The sequence below is a fragment of the Streptomyces sp. NBC_01571 genome, from assembly GCF_026339875.1.
Lineage (GTDB): Bacteria > Actinomycetota > Actinomycetes > Streptomycetales > Streptomycetaceae > Streptomyces.
The window spans coordinates 3,406,348-3,431,183 of record NZ_JAPEPZ010000001.1 but is presented as its reverse complement, the minus strand read 5'-3'; the positions used below and the strand labels follow the sequence as shown (position 1 = coordinate 3,431,183).

General features: G+C 70.1%; 26 protein-coding genes. 18 read left to right on the top strand and 8 right to left on the bottom strand.

What is annotated here, in order from left to right:
- Positions 1-5 precede the first annotated feature (5 nt).
- Entirely contained in the window at positions 6-683 is a 678-nt protein-coding gene (locus OHB41_RS15460) for an SCO2207 family protein (RefSeq protein WP_266698718.1), read from the bottom strand.
- 186 nt (positions 684-869) lie between these two features.
- Complete coding sequence (locus OHB41_RS15455) at positions 870-1,229, bottom strand: arsenate reductase family protein (protein ID WP_266698717.1); 360 nt, start codon at positions 1,227-1,229, stop codon at positions 870-872.
- Positions 1,230-1,446: 217 nt separating this feature from the next.
- Here OHB41_RS15455 and OHB41_RS15450 point away from each other — a divergent pair, with 217 nt between their 5' ends.
- Positions 1,447-1,755, top strand: a complete 309-nt coding sequence (locus OHB41_RS15450; protein ID WP_266698715.1) for a hypothetical protein — start codon at positions 1,447-1,449, stop codon at positions 1,753-1,755.
- A gap of 257 nt (positions 1,756-2,012) precedes the next feature.
- On the opposite strand, the gene OHB41_RS15445 is transcribed toward OHB41_RS15450, so the two are convergent.
- On the bottom strand, positions 2,013-3,209 hold the full coding sequence (locus OHB41_RS15445; protein WP_266698714.1) for a winged helix DNA-binding domain-containing protein: 1,197 nt from the start codon (positions 3,207-3,209) through the stop codon (positions 2,013-2,015).
- A 264-nt stretch (positions 3,210-3,473) separates the two neighbouring features.
- On the opposite strand from OHB41_RS15445, the gene OHB41_RS15440 reads away from it, so the two are divergent.
- Both OHB41_RS15440 and OHB41_RS15435 read left to right on the top strand, forming a co-directional pair.
- Positions 3,474-3,971 (top strand): hypothetical protein, encoded by a 498-nt coding sequence (locus OHB41_RS15440; RefSeq protein ID WP_266698712.1) that lies wholly within the window; start codon positions 3,474-3,476, stop codon positions 3,969-3,971.
- Positions 3,972-3,976: 5 nt separating this feature from the next.
- A complete protein-coding gene (locus OHB41_RS15435; RefSeq protein WP_266698711.1) occupies positions 3,977-5,335 on the top strand; it encodes a DUF2252 domain-containing protein in 1,359 nt (452 codons plus the stop codon).
- Between the two features lie 53 nt (positions 5,336-5,388).
- Here OHB41_RS15435 and pspAB read toward each other — a convergent pair whose 3' ends face one another.
- Together pspAB and htpX are read right to left on the bottom strand one after the other, a co-directional pair.
- Positions 5,389-6,018, bottom strand: a complete 630-nt coding sequence (gene pspAB, locus OHB41_RS15430) for a PspA-associated protein PspAB (protein WP_266698710.1) — start codon at positions 6,016-6,018, stop codon at positions 5,389-5,391.
- 27 nt (positions 6,019-6,045) lie between these two features.
- Positions 6,046-6,969: a zinc metalloprotease HtpX gene (gene htpX, locus OHB41_RS15425; RefSeq protein WP_266698709.1), complete on the bottom strand. Its 924-nt coding sequence runs from the start codon at positions 6,967-6,969 to the stop codon at positions 6,046-6,048.
- Between the two features lie 525 nt (positions 6,970-7,494).
- Here htpX and OHB41_RS15420 point away from each other — a divergent pair.
- Together OHB41_RS15420 and OHB41_RS15415 are read left to right on the top strand one after the other, a co-directional pair.
- Entirely contained in the window at positions 7,495-7,821 is a 327-nt protein-coding gene (locus OHB41_RS15420; protein ID WP_266698708.1) for a hypothetical protein, read from the top strand.
- A 193-nt stretch (positions 7,822-8,014) separates the two neighbouring features.
- Positions 8,015-9,253 (top strand): IS701 family transposase, encoded by a 1,239-nt coding sequence (locus tag OHB41_RS15415; protein ID WP_266698706.1) that lies wholly within the window; start codon positions 8,015-8,017, stop codon positions 9,251-9,253.
- A gap of 43 nt (positions 9,254-9,296) precedes the next feature.
- Here the strand turns inward: OHB41_RS15415 and OHB41_RS15410 are convergent, their stop codons facing one another.
- The 3 genes from OHB41_RS15410 to OHB41_RS15400 all read right to left on the bottom strand — a co-directional run bounded on the left by OHB41_RS15410 (position 9,297) and on the right by OHB41_RS15400 (position 13,171).
- Entirely contained in the window at positions 9,297-10,721 is a 1,425-nt protein-coding gene (locus OHB41_RS15410; RefSeq protein ID WP_266698704.1) for an IS701 family transposase, read from the bottom strand.
- A gap of 67 nt (positions 10,722-10,788) precedes the next feature.
- Positions 10,789-12,213, bottom strand: a complete 1,425-nt coding sequence (locus OHB41_RS15405) for an IS701 family transposase (protein WP_266698704.1) — start codon at positions 12,211-12,213, stop codon at positions 10,789-10,791.
- A 136-nt stretch (positions 12,214-12,349) separates the two neighbouring features.
- Positions 12,350-13,171, bottom strand: a complete 822-nt coding sequence (locus OHB41_RS15400) for a class I SAM-dependent methyltransferase (RefSeq protein ID WP_266698702.1) — start codon at positions 13,169-13,171, stop codon at positions 12,350-12,352.
- Between the two features lie 56 nt (positions 13,172-13,227).
- Here OHB41_RS15400 and OHB41_RS15395 point away from each other — a divergent pair, with 56 nt between their 5' ends.
- The 13 genes from OHB41_RS15395 (at position 13,228) to OHB41_RS15335 (ending at position 24,834) form a co-directional block, all read left to right on the top strand.
- A complete protein-coding gene (locus tag OHB41_RS15395; protein WP_266698700.1) occupies positions 13,228-13,944 on the top strand; it encodes a GntR family transcriptional regulator in 717 nt (238 codons plus the stop codon).
- Between the two features lie 698 nt (positions 13,945-14,642).
- The gene (locus tag OHB41_RS15390) at positions 14,643-14,801 is read left to right on the top strand and encodes a hypothetical protein (RefSeq protein ID WP_266698699.1); all 159 of its coding nucleotides are present in this window, start codon (positions 14,643-14,645) and stop codon (positions 14,799-14,801) included.
- 90 nt (positions 14,802-14,891) lie between these two features.
- Complete coding sequence (locus OHB41_RS15385; RefSeq protein WP_266698697.1) at positions 14,892-15,197, top strand: hypothetical protein; 306 nt, start codon at positions 14,892-14,894, stop codon at positions 15,195-15,197.
- Complete coding sequence (locus tag OHB41_RS15380) at positions 15,194-15,394, top strand: hypothetical protein (RefSeq protein WP_266698696.1); 201 nt, start codon at positions 15,194-15,196, stop codon at positions 15,392-15,394. Before OHB41_RS15385 ends, OHB41_RS15380 begins: the two co-directional genes overlap by 4 nt.
- A complete protein-coding gene (locus tag OHB41_RS15375; RefSeq protein WP_266698694.1) occupies positions 15,387-16,436 on the top strand; it encodes a DUF2637 domain-containing protein in 1,050 nt (349 codons plus the stop codon). Before OHB41_RS15380 ends, OHB41_RS15375 begins: the two co-directional genes overlap by 8 nt.
- Positions 16,436-16,819: an RRQRL motif-containing zinc-binding protein gene (locus tag OHB41_RS15370; protein WP_266698692.1), complete on the top strand. Its 384-nt coding sequence runs from the start codon at positions 16,436-16,438 to the stop codon at positions 16,817-16,819. The genes OHB41_RS15375 and OHB41_RS15370 overlap by 1 nt, the downstream gene beginning before the upstream one ends.
- A gap of 76 nt (positions 16,820-16,895) precedes the next feature.
- Positions 16,896-18,452, top strand: coding sequence for a hypothetical protein (locus OHB41_RS15365; protein ID WP_266698689.1), 1,557 nt, complete (start codon positions 16,896-16,898; stop codon positions 18,450-18,452).
- A 1-nt stretch (position 18,453) separates the two neighbouring features.
- Positions 18,454-20,586, top strand: a complete 2,133-nt coding sequence (locus tag OHB41_RS15360; RefSeq protein ID WP_266698688.1) for a hypothetical protein — start codon at positions 18,454-18,456, stop codon at positions 20,584-20,586.
- Positions 20,587-20,806: 220 nt separating this feature from the next.
- Positions 20,807-21,115 (top strand): hypothetical protein, encoded by a 309-nt coding sequence (locus OHB41_RS15355; RefSeq protein WP_266698686.1) that lies wholly within the window; start codon positions 20,807-20,809, stop codon positions 21,113-21,115.
- Between the two features lie 83 nt (positions 21,116-21,198).
- Positions 21,199-22,062: a deazapurine DNA modification protein DpdA family protein gene (locus tag OHB41_RS15350; protein WP_266698685.1), complete on the top strand. Its 864-nt coding sequence runs from the start codon at positions 21,199-21,201 to the stop codon at positions 22,060-22,062.
- A complete protein-coding gene (locus tag OHB41_RS15345) occupies positions 22,059-22,949 on the top strand; it encodes a bifunctional DNA primase/polymerase (protein WP_266698683.1) in 891 nt (296 codons plus the stop codon). The genes OHB41_RS15350 and OHB41_RS15345 overlap by 4 nt, the downstream gene beginning before the upstream one ends.
- Entirely contained in the window at positions 22,946-23,374 is a 429-nt protein-coding gene (locus tag OHB41_RS15340; protein WP_266698682.1) for a hypothetical protein, read from the top strand. Before OHB41_RS15345 ends, OHB41_RS15340 begins: the two co-directional genes overlap by 4 nt.
- The gene (locus OHB41_RS15335) at positions 23,371-24,834 is read left to right on the top strand and encodes a DNA primase family protein (RefSeq protein ID WP_266698681.1); all 1,464 of its coding nucleotides are present in this window, start codon (positions 23,371-23,373) and stop codon (positions 24,832-24,834) included. Before OHB41_RS15340 ends, OHB41_RS15335 begins: the two co-directional genes overlap by 4 nt.
- Positions 24,835-24,836: the final 2 nt, after the last annotated feature.

The window sequence follows — 24,836 nt, the reverse complement described above, 5'->3', positions numbered from 1 at the left end:
GCGCCTCACCCCACCTTCTCGATCAGGGCCCGGCGGATCAGGAACTTGCCCGGCTCGCGGACCTGTTCGAACGCGGCGTTGTTCAGCAGTGCGCAACTGCCGGACACCGACGTGACCTGCACGGTGGTGGACTTGTTGTTGTCCAGGTTCGTGACCTTGAGCTTCGTCCCGGCGGGGAACTGGTTGCTGGAGGCGGCGGGTGCGCCTCCCTCGCCGGAGAGAGTGACGGTCGAGCCGACACAGACCTGCCGGCCGGTGGCCGCACCGCCACCCGCCCCCTGCGCGGGTGGGGTGGTCTGCTGTGCGGGAGAGGTCGCCTGCTGCTGCGCCGGCGCGCTCGGCGCCGGCTGCGCGGGCTGCGCGGCCTGGGGGCCCTGAGCCGACTCCCCGACCTTGCAGTTCGACGCCGCCTGCTGGACCTTGATCTGGGCGATCACCGCCTCGCGGTTGGCGATCCGGGCCTGCGACTGGGCGTCGGGCTTGGCCCGCTGCCCGTCGATGAACGTCTGGTTGTTGCCCAGCGCGGTGGCCAGTCCCTGGCAGACCGTCGAGTTGGACGCGTTCTGCACCGGGGCCGCGTTGGAGGTGGTCGCCATGACGAAGGCGCCGCCTCCCGCCACGGCCGCGGCACCGACCAGCAGCGCCAGCTTCTTCCTGGGACTGAGAGTTCTCCTACGCGACATGCGCGCCTCCTGTCCCCGGCCGCCGCCATGGGCGGCCGGATGCGATCCGTATGCCGCTAGGTACGAGATACCGAACGGGGCTGCTCAACAGTCGACGCAAGTGGCCGAAGTGACCTGTGTCACGGGTGAGTTGGGCGCGCGGAGCGGCCGGAGCGGTCGGGGCGGCCAGGCCGGGGCGAGGGGCCGCTAGCGGGACAGGGCCTCGCGCACCGCCTCGTCGGTGCGCGCCACGACGGCCGTACCGTCGTCCGCGGTGATGATCGGCCGCTGGATGAGCTTCGGGTGTTCGGACAGCGCGGCGATCCACCGTTCCCGCGAACCGCCGTCGCGCGCCCACGACTTCACCCCGAGCTCCTTGGCGACGGCCTCCTGCGTCCTGGTGATGTCCCACGGCTCGAGGCCGAGCCGCTCCAGTACGGCCCGGATCTCGTCCCGCGTCGGTACCTCCTCCAGGTAGCGGCGGACGGTGTAGTCCGCGCCCTCCGCGTCGAGCAGGGTGATGGCGCCGCGGCATTTCGAACAGGCCGGGTTGATCCAGATCTCCATGCCGGACACGGTACATCGAGGATTTTGTTCGAATTTCTGTCGTCACATGCGCACCTTGGGAATCTGGTGTGACGCCACCTCAATTCCATTGCTCACCTGGGCATTTGGCGGGTGTACGCGCTCCCCGGATGTCAGTGGCGGGCGGTAAACTGGGGGCAGTGTTCGAGGGGGTCGCCGGGAGGGCCGGCGGCGCCCCGACCGCGACAGGAGGATGCCTGTGCCCGCTGCCGCACTGAAGCCGCTGCCCACCCAGTCCACGTCGAAGAGGGCGGTCCTGATGGACCTGCCGTACGAGCCCGTGGCGAAGCGTCCGCTGCCGCCCGGGCGTCCCCGCGAGTGGTACGTCACGCACAACCGTCGGCTCAAGGCGATGCGTCTCGCGATCGCTCTGCTCGACTCCGGTGTGTACGTGCCGAATCAGGCCCGCAACGAGACGATACGCAGCACCGCCGTGATGATCGGGGTGCACCCGCCGTCGGACACCACGTGTCACATGGTGCGGGCGTTGATGCGGTACGCGCGCTGAGCGGGGGATGTTGTTTCGGTGCCGGGTGTCCTACGCCCGGCACCGACGTCTCTCGCCCCCGCCAAGGGGCTGCCGCCTCCTGGACCCCCGCTCGCCCGAAGGGCTCGTCCTCAAACGCCGGACGGGCTGAAAATCTCCAGCCCCAGGCCGGCACCATCAGCCCGTCCGGCGCTTGAGGACGAGGCCGTTCAGGCCGAACGGGGGTCTGGGGGCGGAGCCCCCAGGGGCGCCGGGGGCGAGAACCCGGGCCGGTGACCTCACGGAGTGGTCAGTTCGCGTTCCAGCGGGGTGCGGAAGCGCGGGGTGACACGCACCGGCCCCAGCCAGCCCCGTAGCCGCCCGACCTCCGCCTCGATCGCCGCAATCCCCTCCCGCCCCACTCCCTCCGGCTCCAGCACCCGCCACACCACCTCACCATCACCCCGCTGAGCCCACCCCCCGACCACCCGCCCGTCCCACCACACCGTCGGCCCGACATTCCCGCTGCCGTCGAACAACGCGGGCCGCAGCGAGGGCGCGAGATACCAGTCCCGCTCCTGCCACCCCATGGCCGTAGGGTCGAGCCCGGGCAACAGCGCGGCCCACGGCGCGCCGGGCTCGCCGCCCGGACCGGCGTCGCCGGCGACGACGTACCCGGTCACCCCGCCGTCGAGCGACACGGCCTCCGCCCCGATCGCCCCCAGGGCCCGCCGCACTTCCGTCACCTTCCACCCCGTCCACCACTTGAGGTCCGCCTCCGTGGCGGGCCCGCACACCGTGAGCCAGCGGCGGAGCAGCTCGCGCTGGGCCTCGCCGGCCGGGAGCTCGGGGTACGGCGGGGCGACGGACCAGCGGAACTGCGTCGAGGTCCAGGAGCCGAGCGGACGCCCCCGCACGACCCGTCCCTCGACGCCCAGCACCCGCATCAGACGCGAGGACACGGTGTGCGCGCTCTCGTACCCCCGGCCCGCGCCGTAGGTGAACTGCTCCCTCAACCGCGGTTCGTCGCCGGTGAGTTCGTTCACGGTGGCCTGCCCGCGCCGGGCCAGCGCGGCGAGCGCGGACGCCTCGACCTCCGCGAGCCACTCCTCGGTCAGCCGCCCGTCACTGCCGGTGGTCATGTCTTTGATCAGTCCGGCCCGCGCCTTCGCCGCGATCGCCAGGCCGGTCGAGGTGTGCACCACGGCGGCCAGTTCGGTGGGGAACACGAACACGGTGTGCCGCATGCCGTGCATCCGCACCAGGGACCGGTCCCCGTACAGCGCCCGGTCGAGCTCCGCCACCGTCCGCCCGGCGTCCGCGAGACGCGCGCCCACCGCCAGGTACACCGTCGCCGGATCGGTCCCGTGCAGCGCGACCAGCGACCCGGCGACCTCCTCGGGGGCCGCCGCGCGCCGCGGTTCCGTGAGCCGGTGCCGCAGCGCGAGCCGGGCCCGCCGCTCCGTCACCCCGATGTGCCGCCGCTGTTCGCCCACGCCGCCTCCGCCTCGTAGCCCCCGTTCTCCGCATCCTCCCGCACCTCACCCGATTGCCGTCTCCGGCATGCGTATGCCCTGCTCAGGGCCTTGACTGTGGTGAACGCGAGGCAGGGAATCCGCAGCAGAACGCCGGGAGGCGAGATGGCGAGGAACGGGATACGGGGGCTTCGGGTGCGGGGGGAGCGGGGAGCTCCGGAGCCACGGGGACGCGGAACCGCCGGCCGAGGAGCGGCCGTACGAGGGCTCGGTGCGCGCGGGACGGTGCTGGGGTCGGTCGGCGTCGTGCTGCTGGGCTCCCTCTCCCTCACCGGCTGTTCGGGCGACGGCAATCCCGTCGGCACCGCCTCCCAGGCCGCCTCCGCGGCCGCATCCCTCGCCTCGGCGGCGAGCAGCGCCCTGGCCTCCGCGACCACCGGGGCCGGCAACTCCCTCGCCTCCGCCACCGCCGAGGCGGGCCGGCGGTTCGACGAGTTCAAGAGCGGCCTGAACGCCAAGAGCGAGGTGACGGTCGGCAACCAGGTGCGCACCGACTCCGACGGCCGTTCCACCGTCGAGGTCACCGCCACCAACCCCACCTCCACGTCCCGGACGTACGTCGTCCAGGTCGACTTCCGCGACAAGGGCGGCAACCTCCTCGACACGGTCGTCGTCAAGGTGAACGACGTTCCGGCGGACGGCTCCAAGGACGCCACGGCCCGCAGCAGCCGTACCCTCTCCGGAGCCGTCGGCAGCGACGTCGCCCGCGCCGTGCGGACCTGACGGCCGTGGCCCCGACCGGCGCGACGGCCACCCCCGCCGCCCGCGCGGCCCGCGGCAGGGCGGCCCGCAAGCACGCCCCCCGTTCCTCGCACGCCGTCTGGATCCCCGGCGTCGACCGCCCCGACCCCGTCGCCGTCCTGGAACGGCAGGGCAGGGACCGACTGCAGGAACTGCTGCCGATCCGGTACGGGCGGATGACCGCCTCGCCGTTCGCGTTCCTGCGCGGAGCCGCCGCCGTGATGGCCGCCGACCTCGCCTCCCAGCCCCATACCGGCCTCACGGTCCAGCTGTGCGGTGACGCCCACCTCCTCAACTTCGGCCTGTTCGCCTCACCGGAACGCGCCCTGCACTTCGACCTGAACGACTTCGACGAGACCCATCCGGGCCCCTTCGAGTGGGACGTCAAACGGCTCGCGGCCAGCGTCGCGGTGGCCGCCCGTGAGAACGGGTACGCCGAGACACGCGTGCGCCGCGCCGCCGAGGCCGCCGCCGCCGAGTACCGCAAACGCATACGGCGGCTCGCGGACCGGGGTGAACTGGCCGTCTGGTACGAGCGCATCGACGCCGACCGCCTGCTCCCGCTCGTCCGCTCCGCCGGCCGGCGGAGACGCGTCGACTCGAGCCTCACCCGCGCCCGCCGCCGCACCAGCCTGCACGCCCTGGGCAAACTCACCGAGACCGTCGACGGACGGCGGCGCATCGTGCGCGACCCGCCGCTCCTCGAACCGGCCGGCGCCTCCGACATGGCGGCCCTGCGCAAGATCTTCAGCGACTACCGCTCCACCCTCGCGGAGGAACGCCGCCTCCTGCTGGACCGCTACCGCTTCGTGGACGCCGCGCGCAAGGTCGTCGGCGTCGGCAGTGTCGGCACCCGCTGCTTCATCGTGCTGCTCACCGGACGGGACACGGACGACCCGCTGTTCCTGCAGATCAAGGAAGCCACCAGATCCGTACTGGAGGAGCATCTGCCCGGCGGGCCGTACGTCCATCCCGGCCACCGGATAGTCGCAGGCCAGCGGCTGCTGCAGTCGGCGAGCGACATCTTCCTCGGCTGGATGACCGGGCCGCAGGGCCGCGCCTTCTACTTGCGGCAGCTGCGTGACATGAAGGGCTCCGCGAACGTGGCGGGCATGACCCCGGACGAGCTGGTGGCCTACGCCCGGCTGTGCGGCACCGCGCTGGCCCGCGCGCACGCGCGCTCCGGCGACCGGGTCGCCATCGCCGCGTACCTGGGCGGCGCCGAGACCTTCGAGCACGCCGTCGCCGACTTCGCCCTGCGCTACGCGGACCAGAACGTGAGGGACCACGCGGCTCTGGACTCGGCGGTGGCGGCCGGAGTGGTCACGGCGGCACGCGGGGTCTGAGGCCGTCACGGCGGCACGCGGCGTCCGAGATCACGGACGCCCCCGGGAGGGGGTCACAGACCCGGGGCGCCCCAGACGGGGAACCACCGGCCGAGGTCCTGCTCGATGCGCAGGTCGTCGGCGAGCGTGGCCTTGATCCGCAGTTCGAGCGCGTTGTCGCGGCTGCCGCCGGCATCCGGCGACGGCGCGAAGGGGTAGAAGGTGCCGCGCTTGTAGAGATAGACGAGCCCGAGCCGCTGCCCGGCCTGCTCGGGGTCGTCGGTCTCCTCGAAGGCCACCACCGAGCACAGCAGCTGAGGCCCGAAACCGCTGCCCTCCAGCGTGCTGTTGACCGCGTGCAGATCACTCACCAGCGCGGGCAGGTCGTCCGGCGCGCGCCGCGAGACCAGCCACGAGTACCCGTACTCGTCGCGCGTCACCTCCACCGGTGGCCCCGCGCCGGGCCGCCCGGACGGGGAGGACTCCGCTCGGCCCGTGTCCGCCTCCAGCAGTTCCCGCACCTCCCGGTGGGCCTCGGCGAACGCCGCGCCCTCGACGGACGCGAAGCACACCGCGCCCGTCCCGGTCGGGGTGAACCCGGCGGCGGCCTGGAGGGTCACGGCGGCCGACGGCAGCCCGAAGAGCTGGTCGAGATCGGGTGCGACGGCCTTGGTGCGCCCGAGCAGGATGTCCAGGAACCCCATGCAGGTGGCTGCCTTTCGAAGGACGGGTCAGGTGGCGTTGTCGGGGGTCGCCGCCTCGCCCAACTCGGCCGAGATACGGCCCAGTTGTTCGAGCCGCTGTTCCAGGCTCGGGTGGGTGGAGAAGAGCTTGGCGATACCGGGCCCGGCGCCGAGGGCGGGTGTGAAGTAGAAGGCGTTGAAGGCCTGTGCCGTCCGCAGGTCCTTCATCGGAATCCGCGCGATGTCCCCGGAGACCTTCGTCAGCGCGGACGCGAGTGCGGAGGGCCGGCCGGTGAGCAGTGCCGCGGAGCGGTCCGCGGCCAGCTCGCGGTACCGGGACAGCGCCCGGATGAGCAGGAAGCTGATCGCGTACACGGCCGCGGAGACGGCCATCACGGCCATGAAGATCGCCAGGGTGTTCTGGTCCTTGCGTCCGCGCCCGCCGAAGAGCTGCGAGTAGAAGGCGAACCGGACGATCAGCCCGGCGATCACCCCGAGGAACGAGGCCACGGTGATCACGGCGACGTCCTTGTGGGCCACGTGCGACAGCTCGTGCGCGAGGACGCCCTCCAGCTCGTCGGGCTCCAGCCGGCGCAGCAGCCCGGTCGTCACGCACAGCACCGCGTGGTCGGCGTTCCGTCCGGTCGCGAACGCGTTCGGCATGTCCAGGTCGGAGACGGCGACGAGCGGCTTCGGCATGTCGGCGACGGCACACAGCCGGTCCACGACCCCGTGGAGCCGCGGATGCTCCTCCCGCTCCACGATCCGCCCGTGCATCGCGTACAGGGCGATGCGGTCCGAGAACCAGTACTGGGCGCCGAGCAGCGCGGCGGCGACGACCACGACCAGTACCCAGGACTTCAGCAACACGATCAACGCGGCGACGAAGGCCACGTACAGCAATCCGAGCAGGAACAGCGTGACCGTCATCCGCACGGTCAGCCGCCGATCGCTCCGGAACCGGCTCTGCATTCTGCATCACCCCGAACTCAGGCACTCAGGCACTCACGCACTCCGGCACTCGTCCCGCTTCCATTGTGCGCCCGCGCCCGCCCAAGAACCGGTGCCGAACGGCCCCACGGGAGGCAAAGAACAGCCCTGACGGCGGTCACTTCCTTATGCGCCGCACACACCGACATGCGCCGCGCACGACGACCCGCCCGAGCGCCGCGCACGACGACCCGAGCGCCGCGCACGACGACGGAGCCCCGTCACCACCCGAGGGCGGTGACGGGGCTCCGTTCGGAAGCCGGGTCGGCTCACACGTCGTAGAAGTGATGTTGCGCCCCCGCTACCTTGGAGCCCTGTTCGCGGAGTCGCTCTGACCAGCAGGAACGCTGTCGTTGTCTGTCGTTGTTGGTAGTCGTTGGCCGTCCCCGGACGGCCCAAAGACGGCCCGGACCACCCTAGTAAGCCAGCTGTAGATCGTGATCTTGCTTGCTGTGGCTGAGCACCCCCGTCATCGCGCTCAGCCAGCCGCCCGGCTACCCTCCGCCCATGGAGCAGGACCACCCCCTCATTCGCGACGTATTCCCAGATCTCATCGCCGAGCTGACTGCCCTCCTGGAGGACGAAGGAGAACGTGAGCTGGCTCTCTGCGCGTGGGATCTGCGTCTGGTTGACGAGTGCGGCTGCGGCGATGACTTTTGCCAGAGCATCCGGACGGCAGATCATCCGCAGGGGCAGCCGTACGGCCCGGGCCATCGGTGCGTGCCTCTCTTGCCCTCGAAAGGCATGCTGATCCTGGACGTCGTGGACGGCCGGATCATGTACATCGAGATACTCGATCGGCCACCCATGCACCGTCGGACTGCACAGCCGTGACGTTCGCCCGAGCGGAACACGAAGTACGGGCCCGGACTCGCCAACTCGGTTGGTTGGGCCTACTGATGGGCGGTGGTTCGGGTGCGGGTACGGCCACCGTTGATCATCGTGACTTGTGTGGAGTAACGATGAGACGGTGGCCGCGGGTCACAGCATAGATCCCGTTCGTTGGCGGGAGGCGTTCGAGGTGGCCATGGCCCGTATCGCGGGACGGTTCGCCCGGGTCGAACCACGGCGACGGGCCGGGCGGTTGATGCTGGGCCTGCTGTCGGATCTGCCGCGCAAGAACTGCTGGACGATCGCGGAGTGGGCTGGGGAAGCGAGTCCGCATGGCATGCAGCATCTGCTGTGCCGGGCCTCTTGGGATGCCGACGCCGTCCGTGACGATGTCCGCGAGTACGTCGTCGAGCACCTGCACGACGAGGAAGCGGTTCTGGTCGTGGATGAGACCGGCGATGTGAAGAAGGGCGTCCACACCGTCGGGGTCCAGCGCCAGTACACCGGCACGGCCGGGCGGATCGAGAACTCCCAAGTCGCCGTCTACCTCGTCTACGCGGGCGAGCGGGGGCACGCGGCGGTGGACCGGGAGCTGTACATCCCGCGGTCCTGGACGTGCGACCCCGACCGCTGCCGGGCAGCCGGCCTCGGCGAGGACACCGTCTTCGCGACCAAGCCGGAACTGGCCCGCACGATGATCGAACGGTTCCTGGACGCCGGACACCACGTGGGCTGGGTCACCGGGGACGAGGTCTACGGAGGCAACCCGAAACTGCGGGCGGCCCTGGAAGAACGCGGCACCGGCTATGGCCTCGCGGTGGCCTGCTCAGCCGAAGTGACCACCGCTGCAGGCACCTTCCGCGCCGATGCCCTGGCGAAGAAGGTGCCGAAGCGGGCATGGCAGAAGCTCTCGGCCGGACGCGGTGCCAAGGGGCAGCGATTCTACGAGTGGGCCGTCATTGACCTCGCCGACCCAGCGCCGGGCAGGCACCAGCTCCTGATCCGCCGCAACCGCATCACCAGCGAACTCGCCTACTACCGCTGCTTCTCACCCAAGCCGGTGCCACTGACCGAGCTGGTGCGGGTCGCCGGCTCCAGGTGGCGTGTGGAAGAAACCTTCCAGGCCGAGAAGGGGCTGGCGGGACTCGATGAGCACCAGGTCCGCCGCTTCTCCTCCTGGACCCGCTGGGTCACCCTGGCCATGCTCGCCCACGCCTTCCTCGCCGTGGTCCGTGCCGACGAACACACCCGCTATCCCCGCCCGGACGACCTGGTCCCGCTGTCCTGCAACGAGATCCAGCACCTGTTCATCACGGTCGTCGTCCAGCCTCTCCACGGCATAGCCCACCGACTGAACTGGTCCGACTGGCGACGCCGCCACCAGCAGCGATCACGCACCAGCCACTACCGGCGACAAGCCGGATCCCAAACATGAAGATCACGATCTACAGCTGGAGTACTAGCCCTTCAGTTGTAATTCAGGGCGAGTTCGCGAACCCGGCGTCTGCGATGATGCCCGTTAGCGTCGGCCTGGTGACGTCGTCGCCAGCGTGACCAACACAGTCCGTGGGCGGTCCGACCGTGCTCGGGTGGGGGTGGCGGGTGGATGAGCGTAAGGAGCTTGCGGATCTCGGCCGCGGTGTAGGGGATGAGCTGTTCGGGGCTGATGATGTCCTCGCGCTCCCCCCTTTGGGCTCCTCATCAGACTGGTCACCGCTGAGGGCTTCCCGGAGCGGTGCGGGAGCGTCAGCGTCGCCTGTGGCGGCCTGTACCGCCAGGAATGCGGCGGCCAGCATCGACAGGGTGATGTGCCGGTACCAGCTGTGCCAGTGGCGCACCTCGTAGTCGGCCAGCCCGCACTGATGCTTGCCGAGTTTGATCGCGTCTTCCACCCGCCAGCGCGCGCCGGCGACGTGGGCCAGGTGTTCCGGCGGGGTGCCGGACGGGCCCCAAGCCAGGTAGTAGTCGAGGTCGTCGGGCGTTTCGGGGCGGCGTCGGGCGATCATCCATCGGCTCGGCCAGGGCTGCCCCCGCACCGCGCTGCCCACGGGCTCCTGCGGGTCGGCGATCCGGCGGACCCACCACTGCCACCAGCGGGAGCCGGTCTGGCTCGGGCCGGCTTCGATCAGCTGCCACTCGCTGTCGTCTGCGGCGGCGGCCAGCTTGTCGATACGCCGCCAGCCCGGTCGGGGCAGCACTGTTTGGGCGCTGGAGACGTTGACCACGTACGGCAGTTGGCGGCTCTCGGCGAAGGAGCGGAAGCCGCCGTCACGGCCGTAGACCTCGTCGGCGGCCAGCCAGGTGTTCTCCGGAAGCTCGGGGAGAATCCGGTCGATCATCTTCTCGGCGAGGCGGGGTTTGGTGGCGAAGCCGACCACCTCGGGCACCTGCGCAGCCGCGCACCGCTCGCGATCGCCTGTCCAGACTTGCGGCAGGTAGATCTCCCGGTCGACCAGGGTTGCCCCGCGGGTGGTGGCCCAGGCGGCGAACACCCCGATCTGGCAAGGAAAGACGCCGCCGAGTGAGCCGGTGAACTGCCGGGCCACGCCGACGGAAGTCTTGCCCTTCTTGGCGAACCCGGTCTCATCGATGACCAGCACCCCGCCCACGCCGTTGGCCAGCCCGTCCAGCGCATACCGGCGGACCCGGTCGCGCAGCTCATCGACGTCCCACTTCGCCCGGTCCAGCAAGTGCTGCTGCCCGTCGGGGCGCCGCCAGCCGGCGTACTCGGCCAACTGCCAGCCATTCTTGCGGGAGACCGGGCCCAACAGCCCGCGCACACACGCGTTCGCCCGCCGCCGCAGATCCGCCCGGGGGAAGACGTCGCCGACCTGCCGCAGCAACGTCTCCAACTCAGCATCCCACTCGGCTACTTGTGCCACATCACCGGACCAGTCGTCCATAACAGGGAGTTACCCTGCGAACCTGATCGCCGAACTACAACTGAAGGGCTAGCCCTTCAGTTGTAATTCAGGGCGAGTTCGCGAACCCGGCGTCTGCGATGATGCCCGTTAGCGTCGGCCTGGTGACGTCGTCGCCAGCGTGACCAACACAGTCCGTGGGCGGTCCGACCGTGCTCGGGTGGGGGTGGCGGGTGGATGAGCGTAAGGAGCTTGCGGATCTCGGCCGCGGTGTAGGGGATGAGCTGTTCGGGGCTGATGATGTCCTCGCGCTCCCCCCTTTGGGCTCCTCATCAGACTGGTCACCGCTGAGGGCTTCCCGGAGCGGTGCGGGAGCGTCAGCGTCGCCTGTGGCGGCCTGTACCGCCAGGAATGCGGCGGCCAGCATCGACAGGGTGATGTGCCGGTACCAGCTGTGCCAGTGGCGCACCTCGTAGTCGGCCAGCCCGCACTGATGCTTGCCGAGTTTGATCGCGTCTTCCACCCGCCAGCGCGCGCCGGCGACGTGGGCCAGGTGTTCCGGCGGGGTGCCGGACGGGCCCCAAGCCAGGTAGTAGTCGAGGTCGTCGGGCGTTTCGGGGCGGCGTCGGGCGATCATCCATCGGCTCGGCCAGGGCTGCCCCCGCACCGCGCTGCCCACGGGCTCCTGCGGGTCGGCGATCCGGCGGACCCACCACTGCCACCAGCGGGAGCCGGTCTGGCTCGGGCCGGCTTCGATCAGCTGCCACTCGCTGTCGTCTGCGGCGGCGGCCAGCTTGTCGATACGCCGCCAGCCCGGTCGGGGCAGCACTGTTTGGGCGCTGGAGACGTTGACCACGTACGGCAGTTGGCGGCTCTCGGCGAAGGAGCGGAAGCCGCCGTCACGGCCGTAGACCTCGTCGGCGGCCAGCCAGGTGTTCTCCGGAAGCTCGGGGAGAATCCGGTCGATCATCTTCTCGGCGAGGCGGGGTTTGGTGGCGAAGCCGACCACCTCGGGCACCTGCGCAGCCGCGCACCGCTCGCGATCGCCTGTCCAGACTTGCGGCAGGTAGATCTCCCGGTCGACCAGGGTTGCCCCGCGGGTGGTGGCCCAGGCGGCGAACACCCCGATCTGGCAAGGAAAGACGCCGCCGAGTGAGCCGGTGAACTGCCGGGCCACGCCGACGGAAGTCTTGCCCTTCTTGGCGAACCCGGTCTCATCGATGACCAGCACCCCGCCCACGCCGTTGGCCAGCCCGTCCAGCGCATACCGGCGGACCCGGTCGCGCAGCTCATCGACGTCCCACTTCGCCCGGTCCAGCAAGTGCTGCTGCCCGTCGGGGCGCCGCCAGCCGGCGTACTCGGCCAACTGCCAGCCATTCTTGCGGGAGACCGGGCCCAACAGCCCGCGCACACACGCGTTCGCCCGCCGCCGCAGATCCGCCCGGGGGAAGACGTCGCCGACCTGCCGCAGCAACGTCTCCAACTCAGCATCCCACTCGGCTACTTGTGCCACATCACCGGACCAGTCGTCCATAACAGGGAGTTACCCTGCGAACCTGATCGCCGAACTACAACTGAAGGGCTAGGCCGCAATAGCCTTCCGCAGGTAAATGCTCTCCCTCTGGCAGTAGCAGTAAGTGAGAAGCCGCCGCGTGGCCCGTATGTTGATGTCAGGCGTTGCGGTCAGCGGGAGCCCTACCTACGGCTAGTAGATGAGAACTGGCGGCAAGCAATTCCGGGTAGGGCTCTGCCATGCGTGCCGCCTCCATGGCTGAGGCGATCAGTTCGTCTGTTGGCCCCTCGCCCGGCTGCTGCTCAGCCGCCTTCACGAGCGACCATGCGGGCCCCTCGATCCCGAAGACCCGCACGTCCGACAACCCGGAAGTCACCAGCTCTTCCACAAGCTCCTCGGCTCGGTGGAAGTAGGACAAGGTGAACCCTCGTACACCGTCATAGACCGCCGTCTCAAGAATCTTGGAGACGGAGTCACGAATCCGTTCGGTGTGCAGGTGGGCGTAGGTGACGTGCTCAAATAGCGACGCGTAACGGTTGATTGCTGCCGCCGCAATCAATCCGCCCGGCTTCACCACACGCTGTGCTTCCGCAAGCGCCTTGCGCCGATCACCAGGGTCGGGCAGGTGATATAGCGGCCCAAGGAGCTGTACGACGTCGAAACTGTCGTCTGGCTCGCGCAGATCGCGGGCGTCTCCCACAGTCGCCGAGCACACAGCCGCCGCCCTCTCAACATGACGGGGCACGGGGTCCACAAGCGTGACCTCGTAGCCGTCCTTCACGAGCCACTCAGCGTGAATCCCGGTCCCTCCTCCCACGTCGAGCACGCGCGCCGGCGCGGGGGGCAAGAAGCGTCGGAGAAGCTCTTGAGTCCTGACCAGTTCCATACGTCCGTCTGCCGAGCTACGCAGGCGACTGTCCTCGTTCACTGTCTCGCCGTAGAACCGCATCACGGAGGGAGCCAATTCGAGATTCGACATGGTCGCAGTATGGTGTGTACCGGTGGACCAGTCCAGCGAGCGGAGTAGGGCAGGCTATGGCCATTCTGAAGTACGAAGAGATCGCCGAGTCTCTGCGCGCCCGCATCGCCGCTGGTGAGTTCGCCCCTGGCGCCACCATCCCGTCCGGGCGCGACCTAGCCGAGCAATGGAACGTCTCACGCGCGACCGCCATTAAGGCCGTGGACGTGCTGCGCAATGACGGCGTGGTGGTGGCCAAACAGGGCACCGGTTTTGTCGTCACAGAGACGCCCGTGGCTCGCCCGGCTGGCGCCCGGCGAGCCGGGTCAGCGCGCATCATGGGCGGCATGCCGTTCCAACGGATCGGCGCGCCCGACTGGGCAGAACCTCCCACCCGGATCGCCAATGCGCTCGGGATCTCCCCCGGAGTTCTGGCGCTCCGGCGCATCCGCGTTCTCCAGCTCCCGGACGGAGCGCCGAATAGCTGCGTGGAGGCGTGGTTCCCTCCAGACATCGCGGAGGCAGCACCTCGCCTCGCGGACACCGCCCCTATCGCCGAGGGCACGACACGCTACGTCCGTCGTCAAACGGGTCGGTTTCCGGTCGAGGGCGTGGACGTCACTACCGTGCGGCTGGCCACAGACGTGGAGGCGGAGCGCTTGCAGGTACCGCCCGGCACTGCGGTCGCCGTGCTCCTGCACACGGCATACGACGAGGACGGGCGCCCATTGGTTTGCGAGGAAGGCGTAACCCCGTCCTCGCTCTTCGAGCAGGTTGACACCTACGCCATGTAGGCGACCCCGAACTGAGCTGGACCGGTCCGCCGGTCCAGCTTTTTTGACATCCCGTCACGCCACTTGAGCTGCTAAAACTCTCCTCGCCTTCGTTCAACTCCACTTTCGGCGCTTGACTGGACCGGTCCACCTGTCCAGTCTATGAATACGCCCGGAGGAAAGCCCCGCAGGGGTGAGTACGAAGTGAGCGCAATTGGTTGAGAACTGAACAGTGATCGTGCGGGGCTGACGCGGAGGCGGCGGTCGCGGTAGGTGCCTAGGGCGAGAGTCCGGGGGCAAACCGCCGTGGTGGACGTCGTCTCCCCCCTACGCGCCTGGCAGGCGCCACCTGGGCTTTTGGGTGTGGGGGAAGTGCAGCGGGGCCCCAACGCACGTGGCGGCAAGAGTGAGACCGCCCCCGTGACGACCGGGTGATGTCGTCGGCGGCACGCCACCCTGCACCGCTTCGTGCAGGCCGCCTGCTGGCGTCAGAGCAGTGACGATGACGCACCCGATTCACCGGCTCGGGACCGGCCTGCCATGCAAAGGCGGGTCTGGTGAAGCCGATCTCGCCGTCGCAGTGCTCTCGCGTTGCGGCCGGCTGCCTCCCCCGCCCGTACACAGCCTGTCTTCCACAGGGTGTGTACGGGCGGGGTGGCAGGGAGCCGGGGCCGGAAGCATCCGGCCGGGCCCATCCCTACGACTCGTCAGGAGCTCGCATGTTCGGCAAGAAGTCGCAGCAGTCGCCCGACCTGACCACGCCCGAGAACGTCGAGAAGAGCCAGAAGGTCTACGACCGCATCGCGGCCGGCACGTGCAAGGACGCCAAGACGGAGCTGGACAGCACGCACGGCGTCACCCCGAAGAAGAAGCGCTGACCTTCCCCTATCCCTAACGGCGCGCGCCCCCGGAGGTGCAACTCCGGGGGCGCTGTTTTGGGCCGTTCCAGAGCTAAGGAACCACGACCCATGAAGAACATCGTTGCTGGTCATGAGGCTGTTACGCCCGCTGAGTTCGCGGAGTTGGCCTTCGGTATCGACCTGGAGTTGTTCACCGGCCCCGGCCGGGAATCGCAGCTGGAGAGGTCGGCTCGGTTGGACGTGGCCCGCGAGGTTCTCGCGGAGCTCCGAGTGTCCGACCCGGAGCCCGCGGCTTACGCCGCGTACCTGCTGCGTACGAGCCCGCTCGGATCCCCGGCGGCGCGGCCGGCGCGTCGTTCGCGGACGCGGCGGCAGGTCCAGCAGGACACGGCGCGGGCCGCGGTGGCGGCATGAGGGCGCGTCTTCTGGCCTGGTGGTTACGCCGGGGTGGTGCGGTGCTGATTGCGGCGTGTGTGATGTCGTGGCTGGTGCCGCTCCCGTGGTGGGGGCGCGGTCTGTGGAACCTGGCCGTGTTTGCCGGCGCCGTGCATCTGCTGGCCGCGGAGCGGGCCCGCCGCGAGCGCGGGCAGGGCGGGGGCCGTGATGCTTGAGACCCTCAGCCCGAAGCAGATTCAGTCTGCGGAACGGACGTTGGCCGCGGGCACGTGGACGATCACCGCGGGTGCGGTCCTGTTCTCGGTCCTCACGGTCACGCCGCTGGTGGAGAAGGTCACTCCCGCCGATTGGGGGTGGACGGCTCCGATCCTGCCGCTGGTGGTCGATGCCGCGGTGGTCATCGTGGTCCGTCTCGATGCCGTCGTGGCGCGGCTCGGGGGCCATGCCGGGAAGTGGCCGGCGGTCCTGCGTTGGATGACGGGCTTGATGACGCTGCTCCTGAACGTGGGAGACAGCGCCCTCAAGAGTGATCTCGTCGGGGTCGCGGTTCACTCGGTCGCTCCGCTGCTGTTGATCGTCACCGCGGAAGCGGGCTTGGCCTACCGCCGGGCGATCAACGCCGCGTTGGAGCGCATCGAGCGTTCACGGGCCGCGGAAGCCGCGGAGCGTGAACAGCGGCAGCGCGCGGAGCGTGAACGCGAACAGCGGGAGCGTGAACACCGTGAACAGTCCGCCCGCGACCATGCCGAACGGCTGGACCGCGAGCGCGCTGAGCGCGAGGCGAACGAGCGGGCCGCGGAGCGTGACCACACCGCGCGGATGGACCGTGAACGCCTCGACCGCGAGGACAAGGCCCGGCGTGAGCAGCGCGAATACGAGGACCGCGTGCGCCGTGAGGAGCGGGAGAGCGCGGACGCGTTGCGGCGTGAACAGCACGAGCAGCAGGAGCGTTCACGGCGCGAGCAGCAGGCCACCATGCAGGCTGCACAGGTCGCCGGCGAGACTGCCGCGCGGGAGGCCGTGAACACCTCCGAGGGCACCGTGAACACCGCGGTGAACACGCACCCGACCCCGTTCACGAAGATGCCCGAGACGGAAGCCCGCTCCTACATCCGGTCCTTCCGAGAGGGCGAAAAGTCGGTGCGGCAACTCGCCGACGACACCGGCTGGTCGGTCGGCTGGATCGCCGCCCGGGTGCAGGAAGCCCGCGAGCAGCAGGCCACCGAGGAGACGGAGCCGGCTGAGGCGGTGGCCTGATGCCGACCGCATACAGCCGCTGTTTCGACCCGACCGGCGCCCGCTACGGCATACCCACCTACCCGTGGCGCATGGCCCCGGACGGGTACGCCACCCGCCGGCAGCTCCGCGCTCGCGGACTACGGCCGGGCGGGCAGTCAATCGCGGCGCAAGTCATGGTCACCAACCGCCGGGCGAACACGCCGCGAATCGCCTACCTCTACCGCGAGGACCTCGCCAAGCCCGTCCGCCCGATGACCTCGCGGAAGTGGGGCGCCCTCGCGCTGGCGATGCTCGCCCGCCGCACCTGCCCCCGCTGCCAGATCACCTACAGCTACTGCCTGTCGACCCGGTACGGCATCTGCGGTCTGTGCATCACCGCCAAAGAACAGCGCGTTGCATAAGCCCTGTTGGCAGGCCCGGCCAACAACTTCCTACGGTCCCGGCCGGGCCCTACTCCCCTCAAGGAGTGCTCTCAGCATGACGGAACTCAGCACCGAGCCGGTAGTAGCCCCGGCTCCCCCCACAGCACCGCCCCCGCCCCTGCCCCCCGACACCAAGCCCGCTACGGGCAAGGATGTGAGGGAGGTTGACCACACTCCGGGCGGGTGGCCGATCGTGCCGCTGGCCCTGTCCGGGGCGAACAGCACGGTCGGCGCGGTCGCCGCCGCGTCCCTCGCCGGCGGACCGATCGCCGCGGCCGTCGCCGCAACCGGCATGGTCGTCCTCGGCACCGTCGCCGCCACCCGATCCCGCAAGCAGAACCCGCGCCGCGAGGCCCGCCGGTCCGCGGCCCGCACCGCCGGCCACCGCTCGGCAGCACGCACCGCAGCACTGCGAAGCGGCGGCACCGGCACCCGCGGGAGCTTCGGAAGCCGTTCGACTGGCTCGCGGTCCGGCAGCTCCGGGGGCCGGTTGGGCAAGGCGCCCGGCCAGCACCGCCGCACCAAGGCCGGCGACAAGTCCCTCAGCAAGACCGGCAACGGCCTGACCGGTCACGGCGCGGGCAAGCACGCGGCGGGTCGGGTTGGGCAGGTCAAGGCGCTGCGAGCCGCGCAGAAGGACGCGGCCGGCTCGCGCGCCGGGCAGCGGGCACAGACCACCAACGCCCGCCGCGCGGTTGCCGACGCTCGCCGCAACGCCAAAACCAACCTCGGCAAGAACCGGCCGGGCAAGCGCCCTGGCCTGGCCGGGCGCCTGATGGGCGGTGCGGTCCGTAAGGCACGCGCCGCACGAGATGCGGCGATCGCCAAGCAGCGCACCAAGCGGGATGCCAAGACCGGCGCAACGGTCCGCGCGAACCGCGGGAACGTCCGCAAGGCGCCTGCACGGAAGGCAGCCCGGCAGGCTTTGCGCAGGTCGGCGGTCCGCTTCCAGGGCCGCCGGCTGCTCGCCGCGCTGCTGGCGCTGCAGGTCGGACTTTTGGGCGTGGTGTCCACGTGGCTCGGCCGCAAGCTCGGCATCCCCGCCCTGATCCACCCCGGCCGGCGCCTGTACCAGCGGATCGTCGCCGCAGCCCGCGAGCAGCGTGCGGAGCGGGATGAGACCGCGCGCCAGACCCAGCGTGAGCAGGAAGCCGCCGCGGACGCGGAGGCAGCCAAGGACGGCACTGAGGGCATCGCCGCCGGCGTGCAGCGGCCCGCGCACCAGGTCCCCACCAGCACGAACATCCCTGTCAGTGGAGGAGAGAACGTGTCCGGTTTCCAGTTCGAGGAGGCCGCTTCCGAGATGGAGCAGGCCGCCCAGTCCTACGACCCCGAGGACGCCATGGAGATCCTCGCCATGGTCGAGGGACTGCCCGCCGCGCTGACCAGCGTGGCGAACGTGATGAAGATCCTCGCGGAGCGCTCCGACAGTGAGTTTCCGCTGGAGAAGGAAGTCGCGGACGGATTCAGCGACATCTTCGGCGCCCTGATGAGCGCGGTTGCGGTCGCGGAGGACATGGGCCCGCTGTTCCGGCAGGTCCACGCGCAGGACATCGCCCGCCACGAGGACCCCCGCAACGGCCCTGAGGCAGAGAAGGGTTGGAACGTCTGACATGAGCGCCACCGCCACCGCCACCGCCAACAAGAAGCAGAAGCAGCAGGGCAGTGGTCCGGTGCTGGACTGGAGTGCCGGTCACGGACCCGTGACCGGCGCCCTGTCCGCCACCACCGGAGCCTTCGCCCTCGCCGCCACCGGCGCCGCCACCGCCATGCCCCCCGGCTGGGCACTCGCGGTCGGCGCGGCCGGCGCCCTCGGTCACACCGTCGTGGGCCTGCGGGTCCGCAACGCCGGCCGCACCCTGGCCACCCGCGCCGCGTCCTGGCTCGTCGGAGCCGGCTGGACCACATGGGCCATGACCACCGGCCCGCTGACGTGGGCCGCGCTCGGCTCCCTCGCCACGATCGGAGTGGGGATCGGCGCCGCCGCCCGCTCCGCGGCCCTCTACGAAGAGGCACGCGAGGACGAAGCGCTCGCGGTCGAACAGCGGCAGATTGCCGCGGAGTTGTCCGCGGAGCGCCGGGCGGTCGCCGCGGAATGGGTCGACCGCATCCAGCGCGTGTGCTCGATCACCGTGCGCGTGGTCGGTGTCGAGATGTGGGAGACCGGTACCGGGTTCTCCATCGACGCCGAACTCCCTCCGGGCGGCGCGACTTGGAGCAAGATTGCCGGGGAGTCGCCGCGGCTGTCCGCGGACGCCCGGCTGCCGCACGGCTGCACCGCCACCGCGTCCCCTGGCATCCACCAGGGCCGCGTCATCATCGATGTGACCACGGTCAACGTGCTGGAGCAGGAGCGCACCTACCCGGATGATTACGGGCCGCTGTCCGTGCACACGGGTATCCCGTGGGGGTATCGCACGAACGCGCAGGAGATCCTCGCCTACCTGCGCGAGCAGTGCGCCTTGATCGTGGGTCCGACCGGTTCGGGCAAGACGAACATGGTCCACGCGATCCTCGCCGGGTTCGCCCGCGCGGAGGACGTCCTGACGTGGGTGATCGACCTGAACGCCGGATCGGCCGGCCTGCCGTGGGTCCTGCCCGCGCTCAACGGCCAGATCACGCGTGAGGACGGCAAGCCCGTGCGGCCGGGTATCGACTGGCTCGCCGGGACGTTCGAGGAAGCCATGACCATGCTCGATGCGGCCGTGCGCGTGGCCAAGCACCGCAAGATGGGCTACCAGGACCTGCTGGCCAAGGCGAACACGGATCTCCTGCCGGTCAGCGCGAAGATTCCTCAGATCATGCTGGTCATCGATGAGGGCGCTGAGATCCTGGCCAGCCCCGACCGGCAGATCCGCAAGCTTGGAGAGAAGATCCTCGAAGTCATCCGGATCGCCCGCGCCATGGGCGTGCGCACTGTCCTGACCGCGCTCGGGGCGACCGGCAGTGTCCTCAGCAACCTCATGATCCGTCGTGAGGCGAAGGTGCGGGTTGCTCTCACGGGTGGTGAGACCGAGGGCATGGACCTGTCGAAGATGTTCCCCGGCACCCGCGGTCTGCGTGTGGACCAGGCCCCGCACAAGGGCGCGGGGTTCATGGGCACTCCGGAGTCGCCTGCCGCGTTGTTCAAAGCGTGGCGGATCCTCCCGAACCAGATCCGGGACATCATCGCCGCCACCTCCGACCGACATCCGACGCTTGACGCGGTGTCCGCGAAGGCTGCCGGGCCCGCCTACGCGCGGCGCTGGGATGCCGACCGCACCGCATGGATGCGCGACCGGGCTTCCGACACCGGCGCTGACATCGCACCGTCTGCCGCGGCAGGGGCGGGGCTGAACCTGTCCGCGTTGAGCGGTCCGCAAACGGGGCCGGCCCCGGCGGAGGATGAGATGTTGCGCCGGTTCCGTGAGGAGATCGACGCGCAGTTCGCCACCGCACGCGAGCCCCGTGGCCCCGAGCAGGGCGACGGTTCGGACCGGCCGGCAGGGCTGAACCTGTCCGCCCTTCGGGGCGAGCAGGAGCAGGACAGTCCCGCGCAGCGGGCCGCGCTCGCTGCGCTGCTCGCCGCCGGCCCGAACGGGACGGGAGCGTCCGCGATCGCCCGCGCCCTCGCGGACGCCTACGGGACGACCCGTCAGACGGTCGTCGGGTGGCTGAAAGCGTGGGTGCAGGACGGTACGGCGGTCCGTGTCGGTGAGGGCACCAAGGCCCGCTACATCCACCGCTCTCACGCGTCCGACGACTGACCGCTTGTCGCTTGTCGCCCCCGCTCCTCCACAAGCCGCCTACCGGGTCCCAGAGGCTCGGAAACGGGTTGTGACCTGGGAGGCGACAAGCGACAAGACAAGCGACAAGACAAGCCGCACGACAAGAGAGACGACAAGCCACGCGACAAGCACACCCACCCCGCCGCAGGCCCGCGCCACCTTTGGCGCGGGCCTGCGGCCTACCCCGAGAGGGCCCGTAATGAGCCAGCCCACCCCGCCCGGCCAGATGGCCCCGCACATCCCCGCCGACGTCTTCCAACGCGCTCAAGCGACCGGCCAGCCCGTCGTGTTCGTCGTCAACAACGCCCCGCCCGCCTTTCCCTGGCAGCGGCTGCTCATCCCGTTCGCGATCGCCGGCGCCGCCGCGCTCGGCACCTGGGGAGTGGTCGCTGCCCTGTGCTGGCTGATGGACGTCGCCGCGCACACCGCGACCGTCATCGGCGGCGCCGCGGGCCCGATCGGGGCCGGCGGCATCACGTTGAAGCTGGCCCGCTCCAAGAGCACCTAGCTACGCCAAGGGCGGCCCCTTCGTCTCGCCAAAGTCGCGGGGCCGCCCTTGCCAACCAGCAAAGGAACTGGAGACCTCCCAGCATGACGCAACCCACCAGCCTGCCGCGAGCCTTACCCGCGGGAGATCCCGCCGCGGCCGGTATGCGGTTCTACCTGACCACCCACAAACGGCACTGGCTGCGCCTGACCGACGTGCCGCTGTTCTTGAAGTCTGAGCACTTCGACCGCGCCCGCAAGTGGGACGTAGCCCAAGGTCCGTACGCCATCGATTCCGGCGGCTTCTCGGAGCTCAAGGGAAGGGGGATCTGGACCCGTTCCCCTCGGCAGTACGTCACCGACCTGCGCCGTATCTGGGAGCACGTCGGTCCCTACGACTGGGCTGCCCCGCAGGACTGGATGTGCGAGCGCGCCATCATCCACGGCGGCTGGTTCGGCGGACAGTACTTCGTCGGCACTCACCTGTCCGTCGCTGAGCACCAGCGCCGCACCGTGAACAACTTCCTCGAACTGCGCTCGCTGGCCCCCGACCTGCGCATCGCCCCGGTCATCCAGGGCGACACCGTGTCCGCCTACGAACGATGCGCGGAGCTGTACGAGAAGGCGGGCGTGGACCTGCGGGCGGAACCAGTCGTCGGGCTCGGCTCGGTCTGCCGACTGCAATCGACCCGCGAGGGCGCCGCGATCGTCACCGCGATGGCCGCGCACGGCTTCAAGCTTCACGGCTTCGGCTTCAAGATCCTCGGCCTGGAACGCGTCGGGCACCTCCTTGCTTCTGCGGACTCCGCTGCCTGGAGCTCCCACGCGCGGCGCCGCCCGCCCCTGGCCGGCCACACCCACAAGAACTGCGCGAACTGCATCGACTACGCCCTGCTCTGGCGCGAGCGCGTCATCCGGGCTATCCCCACCCACCACCAAATGCTCCTCACCGACCGGAGCGCCGCATGAACCATCACCTGCTGAACGGGGCCCTGACGGCCGCTGCCCGCGGCTGGCACGTCTTCCCCCTCCGTCCCGGCACGAAGCGGCCGGCGCTGCACGGAGAGGCCGCCTGCACCCGCACAGGAGTCTGCGAGGCAGGCCACCGGAAGTGGGAGCAGCGCGCCACCACCGACCCGGACCGCATCCGCGCCACCTGGTCCCGGGGCCCGTTCAACGTCGGTATCGCCACCGGCCCCTCCGGGCTGCTGGTGGTCGACCTAGACGTGCCGAAGGACAACGGCAATGCGGACGCGCCTGCCGGCGCGGCGACCTTTGGAGCGCTCTGCGAGCGCACCGGACACACCGTCCCCACTACCTACCGGACGCGGACCGCGAGCGGCGGGGAGCACCTGTACTTCACCGCCCCGGCGAGTGTCCGGCTGGCCAACACGGCGGGCAGCCTCGCACCGCTGGTCGACACTCGAGCGTGGGGCGGGTACGTCGTCGCCGCCGGCAGCACCACCCCCGCCGGCGACTACACGGTCACCGCCGACACCACCCCCGCGGCACTGCCCGCGTGGCTGCTTCGCCGGCTGGAGTCGCCGCCGGTCCGGGTGGTCGCGCCGTTCGTGTGGCCCACGATCAGCGGCAGCCGCGCCGCCACCGCGGCCCTGGAGCGGGAGTGCCGGACGGTTGTCGGGGCGCCGGAGGGCGCGGGGAACATCAAGCTCAACCGGTGCGCGTTCAAGGTGGGGCGGTTCGTCGCGTGGGGCGACATCGCCCGGAACGTGGTGGAGGAAGCCTTCCAAGCGGCGGGGGAGACGCGCGGACTCACCGCTGCCGAGTGCCGCGCCACGATCCGCAGTGCTCTGGACAGCTCCCTGCGCAAAGCCCGCCCTCGGGACGCGGCATGAACACCCCACCCCCTCTCCCCTTGGAAGGCCAACGGACAGCCCCCACCGGCCCGCACGCCGCCCAGCCGGCCCCGGCGCGGCCGGCCGTGGGCGTCCGAAAGGGCGTCGCCGAAGGCGTCCCCACTGATCTTCCTCGCTCGAAGCGATTCCCCGACACCCGCGGACACCACAGCGGGAACCCCACTCCGGAGCAGCCCGGTATCCGGATCTACGCCCCGCCGCTCTACCGCTCGCACGACGACCGGGCCCGCTGGTGGAAACAACACGGCGACACCCCCACCGCCGCCTACGCCTGCCCCTGCGGACAGATCCGCACTGCCACCGGAGCGCAGGCGGTGACCGCGCTGGCCGCCGACTACGGCGCCCACAAGGACGCCTGCACCGGAACACCCGCCCCGTTCACCGAAAGGAGGACGGCCACATGATGAACCGCCCCGCCAATGACACCGAAACCGAGGAACTGCCCCCGCCCACCAACCCCCTGGCCGTCGCCCGCCGACTGCTGCCGGACTGGCAGACCGAGGACGGACGGCTCGTGTGCCGGCGCTGGCGGGCATCGTGGATGCGCTGGAACGGCTCCTGCTGGCGCGAGATGGACGAAGCACAGATTCGCGCCGGCATGTACACCCGCCTCGAATACGCCACCTACCAGGCACCGGGCAAGGACGGGCAGACCGAGGAACGCGACTGGGCACCCACCAAGCAGAAAATCGGCAACCTCCTCGATGCACTCGGGGCAATCACCCTGCTGCCCACGGACACCGACGTCCCGGCATGGATCGATGACCAGGGCGCCACGGGGCAGGATGAGGGGCCCATCGTGGCTTGTGAGAACGGACTCCTACGCATTCACGACCGGGCGCTTCTGCCGCACGGACCGGAGTTCTTCAACCTCGTGTCCGTGCCGTTCGCCTACGACCCCGACGCAGGCGCGCCCACGTGGCATGCGTTCCTCGCGCAGCTCTGGCCCGACGACCCGGACACTATCGCCGCGCTTCAGGAGTGGTTCGGCTACGTCCTGTCCGGCCGTACCGACCAGCAGAAGATCCTGCTCATCGTCGGCCCCTCCCGCTCCGGCAAGGGCACCATCGCCCGGGTACTGAAAGCGCTGGTCGGCAAGGAGAATCTGGCCGGCCCGACCCTGGCCGGGCTCGGGACGAACTTCGGTCTGTCCACGCTGGTCGGCAAGTCCCTCGCGATCATCTCGGACGCCCGTCTGTCCGGGAACGACAACAGTCAGGTCGTGGAGCGGCTGCTGACGATCTCGGGTGACGACACGATCGACATCGACCGCAAGTACCGGGAACCGTGGACGGGCAAGCTGCCCTCGCGCCTGATGATCCTGTCCAACGAGCTGCCGCACTTCGGCGACTCATCAGGCGTCATCGCCAACCGGTTCATCCTGCTCAGCATGCGCGTGTCCTGGCTCGGCAAGGAAGATCCCACCCTCACCGACCGCCTCACCGCGGAAATGCCCGGCATCCTCAACTGGGCGCTGGAGGGACTCGCCCGCCTCCAGCGCAACGGACGCATCACGCAACCGCCGTCCAGCCGTGACGCAATCACCACCATGCAGGACACCGCTTCACCCACCAGTGCGTTCATCCGCGAGCGCTGCACCACCGGCCCCGCTTACAGCGTGCCCGTCGATACCCTGTGGAACGTCTGGCGCGACTGGGCAGAAGACAACGGCGTCCGCCCCGGCACGAAGCAGGTATTCGGCCGCAACCTGCTCTCCGTCGTCCCCCAGCTCAACCGGACACGGCCCCGAGACGAGTACGGCCGGCAGGTCGTCACCTACAACGGGATCACCCTCGCCCAGTGCGAACCACATTTGCCTGAGTCGCGACTCATCGCCTCTCAAGGCCCCTCTGAGTGCCGCTGAGT